This window comes from Eubacterium sp., from assembly GCF_057858645.1.
The window spans coordinates 80,354-95,805 of record NZ_DBLZZO010000007.1 but is presented as its reverse complement, the minus strand read 5'-3'; the positions used below and the strand labels follow the sequence as shown (position 1 = coordinate 95,805).

The 15,452-nt window shown below is 34.2% G+C and carries 11 protein-coding genes and 8 tRNA genes; all 19 read left to right on the top strand.

Annotation, left to right across the window (positions count from 1 at the left end; all coding sequences use genetic code 11):
- Nucleotides 1-187: hypothetical protein (locus ACZM4J_RS03960; protein ID WP_489485651.1), on the top strand; the 187-nt coding region annotated here is incomplete at its 5' end.
- 17 nt (nucleotides 188-204) lie between these two features.
- Nucleotides 205-1,452, top strand: coding sequence for a glycoside hydrolase family 25 protein (locus tag ACZM4J_RS03955; RefSeq protein ID WP_022164857.1), 1,248 nt, complete (start codon nucleotides 205-207; stop codon nucleotides 1,450-1,452).
- A gap of 219 nt (nucleotides 1,453-1,671) precedes the next feature.
- Nucleotides 1,672-1,745 (top strand) — tRNA-Arg (locus tag ACZM4J_RS03950).
- A gap of 324 nt (nucleotides 1,746-2,069) precedes the next feature.
- Nucleotides 2,070-4,778 (top strand): ABC transporter ATP-binding protein/permease, encoded by a 2,709-nt coding sequence (locus tag ACZM4J_RS03945; RefSeq protein ID WP_428244542.1) that lies wholly within the window; start codon nucleotides 2,070-2,072, stop codon nucleotides 4,776-4,778.
- Between the two features lie 419 nt (nucleotides 4,779-5,197).
- On the top strand, nucleotides 5,198-5,419 hold the full coding sequence (locus ACZM4J_RS03940) for a hypothetical protein (RefSeq protein ID WP_022164856.1): 222 nt from the start codon (nucleotides 5,198-5,200) through the stop codon (nucleotides 5,417-5,419).
- Between the two features lie 160 nt (nucleotides 5,420-5,579).
- On the top strand, nucleotides 5,580-5,864 hold the full coding sequence (locus ACZM4J_RS03935) for a rhodanese-like domain-containing protein (protein ID WP_022164855.1): 285 nt from the start codon (nucleotides 5,580-5,582) through the stop codon (nucleotides 5,862-5,864).
- Between the two features lie 223 nt (nucleotides 5,865-6,087).
- Entirely contained in the window at nucleotides 6,088-7,260 is a 1,173-nt protein-coding gene (locus tag ACZM4J_RS03930; protein WP_022164854.1) for a THUMP domain-containing class I SAM-dependent RNA methyltransferase, read from the top strand.
- Nucleotides 7,238-8,962, top strand: coding sequence for a lectin like domain-containing protein (locus tag ACZM4J_RS03925; protein ID WP_022164853.1), 1,725 nt, complete (start codon nucleotides 7,238-7,240; stop codon nucleotides 8,960-8,962). Before ACZM4J_RS03930 ends, ACZM4J_RS03925 begins: the two co-directional genes overlap by 23 nt.
- 245 nt (nucleotides 8,963-9,207) lie before the next feature.
- Nucleotides 9,208-9,801 carry an XTP/dITP diphosphatase gene (locus tag ACZM4J_RS03920; RefSeq protein ID WP_022164852.1) on the top strand — a complete coding sequence of 198 codons (594 nt, stop codon included), beginning with the start codon at nucleotides 9,208-9,210 and terminating at the stop codon, nucleotides 9,799-9,801.
- A 4-nt stretch (nucleotides 9,802-9,805) separates the two neighbouring features.
- Nucleotides 9,806-10,288: a metallophosphoesterase family protein gene (locus ACZM4J_RS03915; RefSeq protein ID WP_022164851.1), complete on the top strand. Its 483-nt coding sequence runs from the start codon at nucleotides 9,806-9,808 to the stop codon at nucleotides 10,286-10,288.
- Nucleotides 10,289-10,409: 121 nt separating this feature from the next.
- Nucleotides 10,410-10,484, top strand: a tRNA-Pro gene (locus ACZM4J_RS03910).
- Between the two features lie 6 nt (nucleotides 10,485-10,490).
- Nucleotides 10,491-10,561, top strand: a tRNA-Gly gene (locus tag ACZM4J_RS03905).
- 28 nt (nucleotides 10,562-10,589) lie between these two features.
- A tRNA-Arg gene (locus ACZM4J_RS03900) sits at nucleotides 10,590-10,663 on the top strand.
- Between the two features lie 28 nt (nucleotides 10,664-10,691).
- Nucleotides 10,692-10,765 (top strand) — tRNA-His (locus ACZM4J_RS03895).
- A gap of 8 nt (nucleotides 10,766-10,773) precedes the next feature.
- Nucleotides 10,774-10,845: transfer RNA gene (locus ACZM4J_RS03890), tRNA-Gln, on the top strand.
- A gap of 38 nt (nucleotides 10,846-10,883) precedes the next feature.
- A tRNA-Lys gene (locus ACZM4J_RS03885) sits at nucleotides 10,884-10,956 on the top strand.
- A gap of 115 nt (nucleotides 10,957-11,071) precedes the next feature.
- Nucleotides 11,072-11,151, top strand: a tRNA-Leu gene (locus ACZM4J_RS03880).
- Between the two features lie 59 nt (nucleotides 11,152-11,210).
- A complete protein-coding gene (locus ACZM4J_RS03875) occupies nucleotides 11,211-12,923 on the top strand; it encodes an NAD(P)/FAD-dependent oxidoreductase (protein WP_428244543.1) in 1,713 nt (570 codons plus the stop codon).
- A 76-nt stretch (nucleotides 12,924-12,999) separates the two neighbouring features.
- Complete coding sequence (locus ACZM4J_RS03870) at nucleotides 13,000-15,267, top strand: hypothetical protein (RefSeq protein ID WP_022165410.1); 2,268 nt, start codon at nucleotides 13,000-13,002, stop codon at nucleotides 15,265-15,267.
- Nucleotides 15,268-15,452 lie beyond the last annotated feature (185 nt).

The following is a 15,452-nucleotide window of genomic DNA, read 5'->3' as shown; positions in this document are numbered from 1 at the left end:
TGGCAGACGCGCAGGACTTAAAATCCTGTTGTGGCAACACAGTACCGGTTCGATTCCGGTCACCGGCATAAGAGATATCACCCATGTGATATCTCTTTTTTGTGTAATAGGAAATTCTCTAAAATTTATTGTTACACAAAATCTACTATGGATGCGAGTTGTCGCCAATACACGTAAATTATTTTAATAAATTAGGAGAGAAAAATGAAAAATAAACTATTAAGAAGAATTGCAACGGCAGCCGGAGTGCTAACTATGACATGTTTAGTGTTTGGCACTTCAACAAAAGCTTATGGAAAACAATTAAAGACAAATGTTACAATTACTAAGCTTTCTACAACAACAAAGGGAACAAAACTTCAGTGGAAGTCTAAAAAGAAATATGACAGATATATTGTTTATAGAAGCGTAAATAATGGAACATTTAAAAACGTCGATTATACTTCTTCTTTAGAATACATAGATGATGATATAGAGACAGGAGAAAAATATACATATAAAATCAGACCATTAAAGTATAAAAAGCATAATAAAAAATCTTATGGAAATTACTCGTATGTTTCAGCAGAAATAGTTGCAAAACCTCTAGGGGTTAAGGACGTAAGCGTTGTGGATTTTAAAGACTACAAGTTTGTAACATGGGATTTAAATGATAGTGCGTCAAGTTATGTTTTATATAGAAAAAAGAGTGGCGGTAAGTGGAAGTACATAACGGAATTAGCAGATGGTAACGGCTCCTATAAGGATTATGATGCTTCAAAGTCAAAAAAGTATCAGTATAGAATTGCTGTAGTAGAAAACATAAACGATACTATTTATAAAAGTGCTTATACAAAATCATCTTATGCCGGTAATTTAAAAGGTATAGATGTTTCATATCATAATGGAAGAATTAACTGGAAAAAAGTTAAAAAAGCTGGAATTACTTTTGCTATGATTAGACTTGGTTATGGAACAAAAAAAGGTGGCATTGTTGATAAGCAGCTAGATTACAATTATAAGAATGCAAAGAAAAATGGAATCAAGATAGGTTTATACCTTTATAGTTATGCTGACAATAACAAGGAAGCAAAAAATGAAGCTAAGTTTACATATAAAATGCTAAAAAGTTATGGCGACATTGATTATCCAATCGCTTTTGACTTTGAAAATGGATATAGAAATAAACGAAAGTACAAGAAATCCAATACAAATATAATCAAAACATATTGCGATTATTTGGAAAATAGAGGCTATGATACCAGTGTGTATTCTTACATGGACTTTTTGAAATATTCAGTGTATTACAAAAAGATATCTGACTATGGAGTATGGCTTGCAAGATGGACACATAATACAAAGAATTTTTATGATGGTGGTATTCCAAATGTTCAAATGTGGCAGTATTCTGACAGAGGAACTGTAAGGGGAATTAATTCAAGAGTAGATTTGAATTGGAATATAATAAAATAGTATTCGTATTCTTTTAATATTATTTTTCATGTAAGATTAAATTATAGTTGATAAAAGTCCGTATATTTATTAAGTTTTAGTTTATGAAGGTTGAGTTAGGATTTCTCGAATTTTCATATATTTACCTATTTTGAATTTTTCGTATTTTTATTGATTTCTGGTTGACAGAGAAAAGGATATGATGTAAAATAAGCAATGTCGCTAAAATGTGACTTGTGCGTACGTGTAGCTCAGTTGGATAGAGCGTCTGGCTACGGACCAGAAGGCCGAGGGTTCGAATCCTTTCACGTACATAAGAGAGACTCATAATTTGAGTCTCTTTTTTTTTGTTTAATAAGAAATTCTAAAGGAATTTCTTATTAAACAAAAACGTTCCACAAGGGAGGTACACTGGTGCGAGAAGAAAATAGTTGTGGGAGGGCACGTACTTGGTGTTTGGAATGTCGCAAGCGACATTCTTTTTAATGTAATAAATACTTAAGTTATAAAATAAAAAACAAAAACTTTGTTGACGGAGGGGATAAAATGTGTTATAAACTATTTGTATTAATCAGAATAGTACAATTAATACACAGGTAATACAATAGAGGAAAAGAAAAAAATAAAGGGGAATTATAATGCTAGAAACAAAAAATTTAAAGAAAGTATACAAAACAAAAAAAGGTGTTTCTGTCAATGCTTTAAACGGGGTATCTATTAAGTTCCCGGAGAAAGGACTTGTATTTCTTTTAGGAAAATCAGGAAGTGGAAAATCTACACTTTTAAATTTATTAGGTGGCTTGGATAAGTACGATGAAGGCGAAATAATTATTAAAGGTGTTTCATCTAAAGACTTTAACCAAAGTCATTTCGATTCTTACAGAAATACATACGTTGGATTTATTTTTCAGGAATACAACGTTTTAGAAGAATTTACCGTTGGAGCAAACATTGCATTGGCAATTGAACTTCAGGGACGAAAAGCATCTGATGAAGAAATCAATTCAATTTTAACAAAGGTTGATTTAGAGGGGTACGGAGATAGAAAGCCAAACGAATTGTCAGGTGGACAGAAACAGAGAGTGGCTATAGCAAGAGCCTTGGTAAAGAATCCACAGATTATTATGGCAGATGAGCCTACAGGAGCTTTGGATTCTAAAACAGGAAAACAGGTTTTGGATACATTAAAGAAATTGTCAGAAGAGAAACTGGTAATTGTTGTATCACATGACAGAGAATTTGCTGAAACTTATGGTGATAGAATTATCGAATTGGCAGATGGAAATATCATTGAAGATATGGAAAAGTCAGTGAAGATTGTAGCAAAGCAACGTAAAATAAATGAAGATAATTTACAGTTTAACGACACAACAGTTGTTGTAAAAAAAGGCTATCATTTAACTGAAGATGACAGGATAAAAATTAACGAATATATTGATAGAGTTAATAGCAATTTAAACATTAAGGTTGCTAACGAAAATCAGGGCGGTAGCACAGGAGAGTTTGTAAAAACAGACGAAAGTAAAATTAAATATCAGGACAGAGAATTTAAGTTAATCAAATCTAAACTACCTTTGAAAAATGCATTTAAAATTGGTGCAAGTAGTTTAAAACACAAAAAGATTAGATTGACAATTACAATTTTACTGTCATTTGTGGCGTTTACATTGTTTGCTTTAGCTGATACTTTTGGAAATTACAACCATATAAAAACATGTACAAAATCAATTGTTGATTCAAAAATAAAATACGCTACTGTTTCCAAATCAATTAAAGTAGGCGATGGCACATACAGCTATTGGAACGAATACGGAAACTATTTATCAAAAGGTGATTTGAAAAAAATCAACGAAGAGACAGGTTTGAATTTCACAGGGGTTATAACACCAAATGAAGAATTGACTTTAGGTAACATCGACACAAATGTAAAATTAACTGAAAATGATTCATATTGTGCATATGCAAATTCAGTGTCAGGTTTTACTACTCTTGATAACAAGAAATTAAAAGAGTACAACTACAAAATGATTGCGGGAAAACTACCGGAAGGAAAGAACAACGACATTGCGTTAAGTGAATATGTTTTTGAAACTTTCAAAAAAGCTGGTTATGTAAATGGAAATAAGACAATAAAGATTAATGATTACAATGATTTAGTTGGAAAAGAAATTGCTATCGGAAAATCAAAATATAAAGTTGTCGGAATTTTTGATACACAGGTTGATTTAAATAGATACAAAGATTTGTCAGGGGATTTAAAAGGAAATTCATCTGCAGAAAATTTAGCATTGTATGCGCTAGGAAATGAACTTGGAAAAATTCAACAGTACAGTCTTTCATCTGTGGCAGTTGTAAGTAGCGAAAAGTTTGCTGAAATCAAAAACGATGTTCCTAATTTTGTTCAGATGATGAACTCATACTTAAATGTATTTGATGATAAGGCTTCAGTAGATGGTGAGTATATTGGAACAATTGACGACATAGATTTAAATGACGTTACATGGCTTGACGGAAAGAAAGATAAGCTTGCAAACAACGAAATAATTGTTGATATTAAGAGCTTTACTTTTGATGAAAACCATGAGACAACTCTTAAAGAAAAATTAGAATACTTGAAAACACATACTTTTACTGTTTATACAGGAGATGATGAGAATACTAAGGATCTGGAAAAATGTAAGGTTGTTGGTGTTTTAGATTATGGCAAGGGCGAAGATAAATACCAGGGCGTTTACATTGTTCCTGAGAATATATTTGGTTACAGCGAAGAGTGGACAAAAGGAAAAGGTGATTATGATTTTGCAGTAACAGCAATGCCTAAAAAAACTTCTGATATAGAAGATATTGTAAAATATTGCTACACAATTAGAGATGGTGTTAAATACCAGATGCAGAATTCGGTAACATACGAATTAGATACAGTTGATGAAATTTTAAAAGTAATGTCAAAGGTATTTTTCTATGTGGGACTTGGATTTGCGTTGTTTGCAATGATTATGCTTTCTAATTTTATTGCAACAAGTATTTCATACAAGAAGCAGGAAATTGGTATTTTAAGAGCTATTGGTGCAAGAAGTAATGATGTATTCAGAATTTTCTTTGCAGAAAGTTTTGTTATTGCAATGGTTAATTTTGTATTAGCATGCACAGCAACGGGAGTTGGAACAGCAATTTTAAATGGCTTATTTAGAAGCAGGGTAGGAATTTTAATTACTGTTTTGAATTTTGGTATAAGACAGATTGCACTATTATTCATTATTAGTATAGGTGTTGCAGCAGTTGCAAGTTTCATACCGGTTTACAGGATTGCATCAAAGAAACCAATCGAGGCAATTAGAAATAAGTAATAAGTAAACTGTAATTGAATACAGATAATTTAGAAAAATAATAAGACAGATAAAAACAGTAGAGAAAAACGATAAACTTTAATTGGAGAACATTAATGGACCACACATATTATAGTCAAAGTTCAAGAGGCGAAATCTTTGGTGGAGGCTTCCGGGAAAATTAAGATTGCTGACATTGGAAATGCAGAACAAAAAGAAATGATAAAAATATGAAAAACTTAAAAACAAAAAAGTATGAAAAATAAAAATGAAGAAAACAACAAAAAGAAAAGTATGAAAAACCGAAAGTGCTAACTAAAAGGAAAAAAGGAAAAAATAATGGGGGAAAACAGTTTTGCAATTATAGCATGAATAAAAAAGAAATATGCAACCATAATATCTAATGCAAAATGTATTAAACATTTTTTTAGGAGGTTATTATGGCAAAGAAATATTCAAGTTCAAAGAATGCGTATGATTGTAATGATTCTGTAAATGAAGCTGATACAAACAAAGCTTCAAGTAAGAACTCAGCTAAAAATTCAAGCAAGAATTCTTATTCATCAGAATCATCAAAGAATGATTATGACAACAAGGCATCAACAGATAGTTACAATGATGAAGCATCAGATGATGCAAGTGATTGCAAGAACTGTAGATAACAAAAGAAAGCCTACAATCTTTAACAGGTTGTAGGTTTTCTTTTTACGTATTGGGAAATAAAATACAACAGTAAATGTAAAATGCCAAATGCCAAATGGTCAGGCAACTTTGTTGAATTTTGAAATATAATAGTTATATAAATTATTAGTGGATATGAACATGGGAAAATTCAATTATATATCATTAGAAGAAGCACGAACCAGAGCGATGGAAGAAAAATATATTGTCGCAGATTTGAGAAGTCCCCAGGAATTCTATTACTCACACGTTGACAATGCCATTAACGTTCCGAATCCAACAGTTGAAAAAATAGCACAGTACAATAAGAAAGATTACACATGGATTCTATATTGCAGAAGAGGTAGTCTAAGTTTCAAACTGGCAAGTGAATTATCAGATTGCGGATATAAGGTACTGGCTGTTGTGGGCGGTTACAAGGAGTAAAAGTAGAACTTGGGTTACTAAATATAGGCAGGATTAAGGAATGATACTATTGTGGTTTATGGGAATAATGTTCCTGCATTGTTGCGGAATGTTATTGTGGCTGTAAGAGAATGTCACTTCGGCTGTTAAAGTTGACATCGCAAACTATTGTTATTATTATTGAAGAAGTAGCAAAAAAAAGTTAATGGGCAATTAAAAAAATACAACGAAGATAGGAAGATAAATGGATAATTTAACATTAGTAGCACCATGTCATTTTGGTGTTGAATCAGTATTAAAAAGAGAAATTTTAGATTTAGGATATGAAATAATCAAGGTTGAAGATGGCAGAATCACATACAAAGGTGACAGCCTTGCAGTTTGCAGATCAAACGTTTTTTTGCGGACGGCAGAACGTGTTTTAATTCAAATTGGAAGAGTTAAGGCAACAAGTTATGATCAACTGTTTGAGGAAGTAAAAAAACTTAATTGGTCAGATTTTATTCCAGCAGACGGAAAGTTCTGGGTTAAGAAAGCAAGTACTGTAAAGAGCAAACTTTTTAGCCCTTCAGACATACAGAGAATTGTGAAGAAGGCAATTGTTGAAAGTCTGAAAATAGACTATAAAGTCAATTGGTTTGACGAAGATGGAAGCGAGTACCCAATTAGAGTATTCTTTTACAAGGATGAGGCAATTATTGCCCTTGACAGTACAGGTGAGTCGTTGCACAAGCGAGGTTATAGAAAATATACAGCTAAGGCACCTATTTCAGAGACATTAGCAGCAGCTCTTATTATGCTTACTCCATGGCACAAGGATAGAATTTTAGTTGATCCTTTTTGTGGATGTGGAACATTTCCAATTGAGGCAGCCATGATTGCAGCCAACATTGCCCCTGGAATGAATAGGGAATTTACAGCAGAAGAATGGACAAATATTATAGACAAAAAAGACTGGTATCAGGCAATTAATGATGCAAATGATTTAATTGACGATGATATACAGGTAGACATTCAGGGGTACGATATTGATAAGGAAATGGTGGAATATTCACGTAAAAATGCAGAAAATGCAGGTGTGGACCATTTAATTCATTTTCAGACAAGACCTGTGGAAAAATTAAGTCACAGCAAGAAATATGGATTTATAATTACAAACCCTCCTTACGGCGAAAGACTTGAGGAGAAGTCTGCTTTAAAACCACTTTACAGAACCATAGGGGAAAGATACAAGAGTTTGGACAGTTGGTCTGCGTTTATTATTACATCTTACGAGGACGCAGAAAAGGATATGGGAATAAAAGCAACTAAAAACCGTAAGATATATAATGGAATGTTGAAAACATATTTCTACCAGTTTATGGGACCAAAACCACCTAAAAAAGGAAAAGTGAATGAAAAGAAAGAAAATAATTAAATTAATTATTTGGGGAATTGGGCTGGTTTGTATTATCGGAATTGCTAATTTTATAATTACAAGCGGTACTGTTGAAAGAAATTCAGCAGATTATGAAAAAGCTAAAATAAAAAATTGGAATGCCGTAATGGCAAAAAGTTCCAACAAAAAAGTAATTAATTTACAGGTTGATAATAAAAAAATAGAATCGAAAGATTATACGCTTTATATGAGTGACAACATGAATCTGATGATTCCAATTAATATAATAATGGATGTTTTTGACTGTTCCCAAAATATTTATAATAACAAAAGGGTAATAGTTGAAAAAGGCAGAAACATTGCGGTTATGTACATTGGAAAAGACACAATAATTTTTAACGACAACCAGTACAAATTACAGGATAAAGTCGTAAGAAAAAATGGAACAGTTTACATACCTGCAAATATTTTTAAGGATTATTTTAATTATAAATATACATGGGACAGCCAGCTAAATAAGGCGTTTATGAATGACAGGGCAGTGAAGGATTCAAAGCTACCTACAAGATATAGTTACATTGACAAAAAGAGAGCGGTGGAAGTTAAGGACCAGGGAAATTATGGAACCTGTTGGGCTTTTGCTACTTTGACGGCTCTTGAAACATCACTTATGCCTGAAGAAAAAATGGATTTTTCAGAGAATAATTTGGTATACAATAATGACTTAGGAAATGACATTCAAGACGGGGGTGACTATATGATGGCAATGTCATATTTAATGGCATGGAAAGGCCCTGTTTTAGAAAAAGATGACAAATATGGAAATGAAACTTACAACAAGAATGCCAAAGTTGTAAAGCATGTTCAGGAGGCTCAAATTATTCCCGAAAAGAATTACGAACAGATAAAAGAAATGGTTTACAAATACGGCGGTGTTGAAACTTCAATGTACATGTCAATGAGTAATGCTGACATGTCGTCAGTTTATTACAATGAGACAGAGCATGCTTATTGTTATAAAGGAAATAACAAGCCAAATCACGATGTTGTAATAATTGGCTGGGATGATAATTATTCAAAAGAATTGTTTAATGATAAGTCAATAAAAGGTGACGGGGCTTTTATTTGTATGAACAGTTGGGGAGAAGATTTCGGCTATAAGGGAACTTTTTACGTTTCTTATTATGATGACCTTATTGGAAAAAATAACGTTTGTTACACAAAAGTAGAAGACACTGATAATTACAAGAGTATATATCAAAGCGATTTGTGTGGCTGGACGGGAACTATGGGCTTTCAAAATGAGCCCACAGTGTATTTTTCAAATGTTTTTAAGGCAAAGGTTGACGATAAAATTAAGTCGGTTGGTTTTTACGGCACAGATACTAATTTGCAATATGAAGTATTTGTATGTACAGACTACAAAAATAATGCATCATTAAATGAGCGCAGTCATGTTGCAGCAAGTGGAAAATTAACAAATAAAGGCTTTTACACAATTGAGCTGGACAAAGAATATGCTGTGAAGAAAAATCAGAAATTTGCCATTATTATAAAAGTAACCAACAATAACAATGATAATGTATTCAAGCTGATACCGGTGGAAATGCAAACAAAATCAATGGAAGGGAAGGTAGACCTAACAGATGGGGAGGGCTATTTTAGCTCCAGTGGTGTTAATTGGCAGTCTGCCGAAAATCAGGGTTGTAATATATGTTTAAAAGCCTATGGGGCAAATTAACCGGGGATATTCCCCAAATATAAACCGCAAAACAGGCTGGAACACATTATGTACAAAACTGTTAGAATAAAGTAAAAAAACACGTGATATGAGCGATTTTGGACGAAATATTACGTGTTAAAAGCTTTAATATACATAATTGTTACATAGAAAGAAACAAAATGAACCTAGTTCCCTTTGTTTCTGACAAATGTCACTGATTTAAAGACGGTGGCAATACGTATAATACGAGAAAGGAAGAAAGCATGAAAAAGATAATTTTTGCAACTACAAACGAAAATAAAGTTCGTGAAGTAAGAATGATGATGGATGGACTGGATGTAGAACTTTGCACAATGAAAGAAGCAGGAGTGGATGTTGACATTGTGGAAGACGGGACAACTTTTGAGGAAAATGCCATTATTAAGGCGAAAACGATAATGGAAATAACAGGAGAAATCGCAATTGCCGATGACTCAGGGTTAGAAGTAGATTATTTAGATGGGGCACCGGGAATTTATTCTGCAAGATTTTTAGGGGAAGACACCAGCTACGATATAAAAAATAACTATATTATCGAAAAATTAAAAGATGCAAAGGGAAAAGAGCGTAGTGCAAGATTTGTGTGTGCCATGGCTGTAGCTTTCCCAAATGGCGAAATTTCTACCTGTAAGGGCATAATTGAAGGCTTGATTACATACGAGCAAAAAGGAACAAACGGATTCGGATATGATCCAATTGTTTATGTGCCTGAATTTGAGATGACAACAGGCGAAATGACTCCTGAATTAAAAAACAGTATTAGTCACAGGGGAAAAGCATTAGAACAAATGAAAGAAATTTTGAAAGGAAAACTTTAAGATTATGAAAAAGGTAATAATTATTAGCGACTCACATGGAAATTTAGATAATGTTAGAAAAATTGTTGAAAAAGAGAAAAATTATGATATGGTAATTCATCTTGGGGATTTAATTGGACAGGATGATTTGCTAAAAGAAATTTGCAAATGTGAAATAAAATGTGTAAGAGGAAATTGTGATTTAATGTCAGAAAATCCACTTTTTGATGTTGTAGAAGTTGAAAAAAATAAAATTTTTATAACTCATGGGCATTGTTTTGGTGTAAATTTTGGCGTGGAAAAATTATGTTACGCAGCAGAAGAAGAGGGCTGCAAAATTGCAATGTATGGTCACACTCATTATCCGGAAAATTCTGTCTATGGTGGCATAATCGTAGTAAATCCAGGCAGTGTGAGCCAACCAAGACAATTAAATCACAAGCCAACTTATGGAATTTTGACGGTAGATGACAGTGGAAAATTGGACGTTAGAATCCAGTATGTTTAGCCGTAAAAATCAGGTTAAAAAATTTTTTTAAAAAAAATTAAAAAAACGCTTGACTTTATTTGGCACTTACCCTATAATTACTCTTGCGTTGTGAAACACAAGGCAACACAAAAACACAGAACGGGGTGTGGCTCAGCTTGGCTAGAGCGCCTGATTTGGGATCAGGAGGTCGCAGGTTCGAATCCTGTCACCCCGATGTTTTGCGGGTGTAGTTCAGTGGTAGAACACCAGCCTTCCAAGCTGGATATGTGGGTTCGATTCCCATCACCCGCTTCTATATAGCAATAGTTATATGGGGTATGTGTCCATAGCTCAGCTGGATAGAGCAACGGCCTTCTAAGCCGTGGGTCGGGGGTTCGAATCCCTTTGGGCACACTTCTGGATTAAACCAGAGCATGGCATGGTGGCTATAGCGCAGTTGGTTAGCGCGCCAGATTGTGGCTCTGGAGGCCGAGGGTTCGAATCCCTCTAGCCACCTTACACAATGGGCTATCGCCAAGCGGTAAGGCACAGGACTTTGACTCCTGCACTCGCTGGTTCGAATCCAGCTAGCCCAGTTAGATGGGTTAGACTCATTAAGAAAAATAATTAATACGGGCCACTAGCTCAGATGGTAGAGCACTTGACTTTTAATCAAGTTGTCTGGGGTTCGATTCCCCAGTGGCTCACTAGGGTGCAAGTTTTACTTGCACCTTTTGATTTTAACAGGGTATGCAAATACCAACGCATAAGCTACTGTGAAGCAATTAAGGTTCATGTACTAATGTGCGCAAGTTAATATCCGCGGGTGTGGCGGAATTGGCAGACGCGCTAGATTTAGGTTCTAGTGGGAGACCGTGCAGGTTCAAGTCCTGTCACCCGCAGTTTAAGAAAGTCGAATCTCTTGTTGAGGTTCGACTTTTTCTTTTACTAGGAAATAAATATGAAATATGATAAAATTATAGAGTTGTGTGCAAACAATGACAAAGTGAAGAACAGATTGGAGAGTAAAATGAAAAAAGTAATTATTATTGGGGCAGGCCCGGCAGGACTTACAGCAGGATACGAACTATTAAAACAAAAAGGATATGAAGTTACTATTCTGGAGGAAACGGACAGAATTGGGGGGATTTCACAGACTGTAAAATATAAAGGAAACAGAATGGACATTGGTGGCCATAGATTTTTCTCCAAAGATGACAGAGTAAATAATTGGTGGAACAATATAATGCCAATACAGGGGAAGTCATCATACGACGATAAGGTTTTAGGAAGAGAAAAAAGCTACGCTACAAACGGACCTGATCCTGAAAAAGAAGATAGGGTAATGCTTATAAGAAATAGAGTTTCGAGAATCTATTACGCAAAGCATTTCTTTGATTATCCTGTCTCTCTTAAATGGGCGACAATTAAGAATATGGGCTTTACAACAACTATGAAGGCGGGCTTTAGTTATTTACATTCAGTTTTCAAAAAACTGCCTGAAGATAATTTGGAAAATTTCTATATAAACAGATTTGGACGAGTTTTGTATTCTATGTTTTTTGAAGGTTATACAGAGAAACTTTGGGGCCGACACCCTAGGGAAATCTCGGCAGATTGGGGAGCGCAAAGAGTAAAGGGACTTTCAATATCTGCTGTTTTAAAAGATGTATTCAGTAAGATTATGCCAAGTGGAAAAAGCAAAAAAGTAGAAACTTCATTAATTGAAGAATACATATATCCTAAATATGGGCCGGGCCAGTTGTGGGAAATGGTTGCCAAAGAAATAGAAGAAATGGGCGGTACCATTGTTTTTAACAGCAAGGTTACAACAATTAATACGGAAGATGGCGGTAAAACTGATAACAAAGGAGCGCATAATCAGGAAAGTAGCGGAGTACATAATCAGGAAAACAGAGAAGTGCATAATCCGGAAAATAATATAGTAAAAAGTGTTTGTTGCACAGAAAATGGACAGACAGTGGAATATGAAGGGGATATTTTTATTTCTTCAATGCCGGTTAATGACTTGGTGGCAGGCATAAAGGGCAGTGAAATACCCCAGGTAGTTGAAGAGTCAGCAAAAGATTTACCTTTCAGGGATTTCGTCACAGTTGGCTTACTTTTAGACAAATTAAATTTGAAAAATGAAACTAATTTAAAAACTTTAAATAATATTGTGCCTGATTGCTGGATTTATGTTCAGGATACAGGAGTTAAGTTGGGAAGAATTCAGGTGTTTAACAACTGGTCGCCTTACATGGTTCAGGAGCCGGACAAATATGTTTGGATAGGACTGGAATATTTTTGCAGGGAAGGCGATGAATTCTGGAATATGAGTGATAAGGAATGTATTGATTTTGCAATTAATGAGCTGGTCAAAATGGACGTGATTAAGACAGCGGATGTGCTTGATGCTCATAGAGAAAAAATCAAGAAAGCATATCCGGCATACTTTGATGGCTATGCAAATATGAATGAAATTATTGATTACCTTAATACTTTTGACAATCTGTATTGCGTGGGTCGAAACGGTCAGCACAGATATAACAATATGGATCATTCAATGGTTACATCTTTTGAAACTGTAAAAAATATTGTGAATAATATTAAAGACAAAAGCAATATTTGGAATGTAAATACAGACAAAGAATATCACGAAACAAAAGAATAAACATTAGCAATAGAATGACAATGGGTAGGAAATCCAATCAAAAGTAAAATTGTTACAGAAACAATAAGGAGCAAAAATGCAATATTTAATGTTCTTAATAGGAATTGTCTTGGGGGTTCTTATTATCAAAATTTTCAACAGAAAAATAGAGAAATCGATTAAACTAAAAAAATATAACAGATATATGTTCTGGGTTGCGCAGGCATTGCTTGCAGCAGTGGTATTGGAAATTTTTACTTTTAATTTCACAAGCTATGAGAAAAACAATAATCCAAAGTTTGCTGTAATGTTTGATACTAAGACACTTGAAAACACCGTAACTTCAGACAGCAATGAAATAGTAGAAAAGAATAAGGCGGAAAACGGAAACGTGGAAGTAAGCAAGGAAGGGGAAACACGTTTGTATTCTGTTATTGTGTATGCCGACTGTGCAATTAAAGATTTGGACCTATCTATGGATGGAGCAGAGAAAACTGCTAACTGTAAGGTCTATTATAAGGACGAGGCGAACACTGTAGAATACGCGAAAGCCGACTGCAATGTAACACTTGTAAATGGACTTGCATCTACAGGACATATAAAAACTCATTTTGCAGGGAAAACAGATTCTGTAAAACTAACCTTAGAGGTTCCGGTAGAATCTTCTATAAGTAAAATATATGTGAAAGTAAATTATAGTAAGGCTTTTAAATTTAATGCTATTAGAACTATAGTTATGATGATTTTTATTATGCTTTTTACCCTTATAAGATTCACAGGAAGCATTGAGTTTGTAAATAAAACAAAAAATATACATTATAATAGGAAGATACTCGTTACAATAATGATTCTTCAGGTTGGATTTGTGGTTCTGCTAGCGGGCATGACTAATGCTAGTTTTGATTATGCAGGACGGCTAACCGGATTTGATTTTAGCACCGATATGGACGCTTATCAGGAATTAACAGTGGCGCTGGCAAATGGAAAAGTAGACATAAATGGTGTTAGTAGTAGTGGAACCTATTTTGTGCAAAGTCAGATTGAACAACTTAACAAGTTAAAGAACCCATACGAATGGAAGCAAAGAAGCAATATTAAATACAAGTGGGACAGAGCTTTTTACAAAGGAAAATATTATTGCTACTTTGGTGTTGTGCCTGTGCTGTTTGTATATCTTCCTATTTATATGGTAACGGGCGCACTGATTAGCACGAAAATATATGTATTAATGATGTGCGTTATTTGCATGCTTCTTATGTGCAAGCTAATAATGACGATAGTCAACCGTTGGAAAAAGCCTGTTAATGTGTGGGTAATCGCAAGTTTGGTTGTGTGCTTCATTAGTAGCTCCTTCCTATTATATAGTATTAACGGAAGCAAGTTCTATGAGGCGGCGTCAATATCTGCACTTGCCTTGGCTTTGATGGGGATTGATTGCATACTTAATGCCTTTACTGAAAAAGGAATTAAAAAGAAAAGGCTTCTGCTTGGAGCAATTTCCATGGCATTGGCAGTAGGATGCAGACCAAACTTTGTGTTAGGGTCAATTATTATTGCACCGATAGTTCTAAATGGACTGGCAACAAACGGTGGATATAATAGAATAAATAAAGTTGGAAAGACAAGTGGAAATGAACACAAAAGATGCAATTATTTTAAGGCAATATTTTCCAAAAAAAATATAAAAGAGATAATAGTGTTTGCATTGCCATATTTGGTAATTGGAATTGCTCTAATGTATTACAATTATATTCGCTTCGGAAGCATTACAGAGTTTGGAGCAAGGTATCAGTTGACAGTGTACGATACAAGCTACTATCATATAACGGATATTGGAAAACTTCCTGTGGCAATAAGCAAAGGCTTGTTGATGCAACCAAGTGTAAGCTCGGTTTTTCCATACTTTAATGCAACAACAGAAAGTAGTGATTACATGGGATTCTTCTACAGTATGGCTTGTATGGGAATATTTGCCTATCCTGTAATGTGGCTGCTTACCCTAGTGCCATGGGCTAGCAGAAGAATCATAAAAGAAACAGGAAATAGAGGCTTCGTAATGACAGCTTTGGTAGTTGCTTTTGCAATGTGTTATATAACAACCACAATGGGTGGAACGTCACTTCGATATTCTATTGATTATGCCTGGATGTTCTTTCTTCCTATTATATATGTGGTTCTTATCATGTATTCCAAGGCGAGAGAGAAAGGCATTGAAAGATATGTAACAATAATAATGATTGGTCTTGCCATAGCATCTTTTGCAATAACAGCCATGGTTGCAATCTCTCCGGAATGGAGCGATATAAAATATGATTCGCCAGTACTGTTTTATTATATTAAACAGATGCTGGTATTTTGGAAATAACTCTAGAGAACAATAGAATAGTATATTAAGCTTAAATAGCCTGCGTATCTAATAGTAATAGATGCGCAGGCTTTTTTCGTTAAAACAAAATGAAAAAATAGACAAGAAAAGACAAAAAAATATCTAAACAATATACAAAAGAACGAAAAACGTTTCCCCAAAAATAAAAAACAATAAAAATTAAT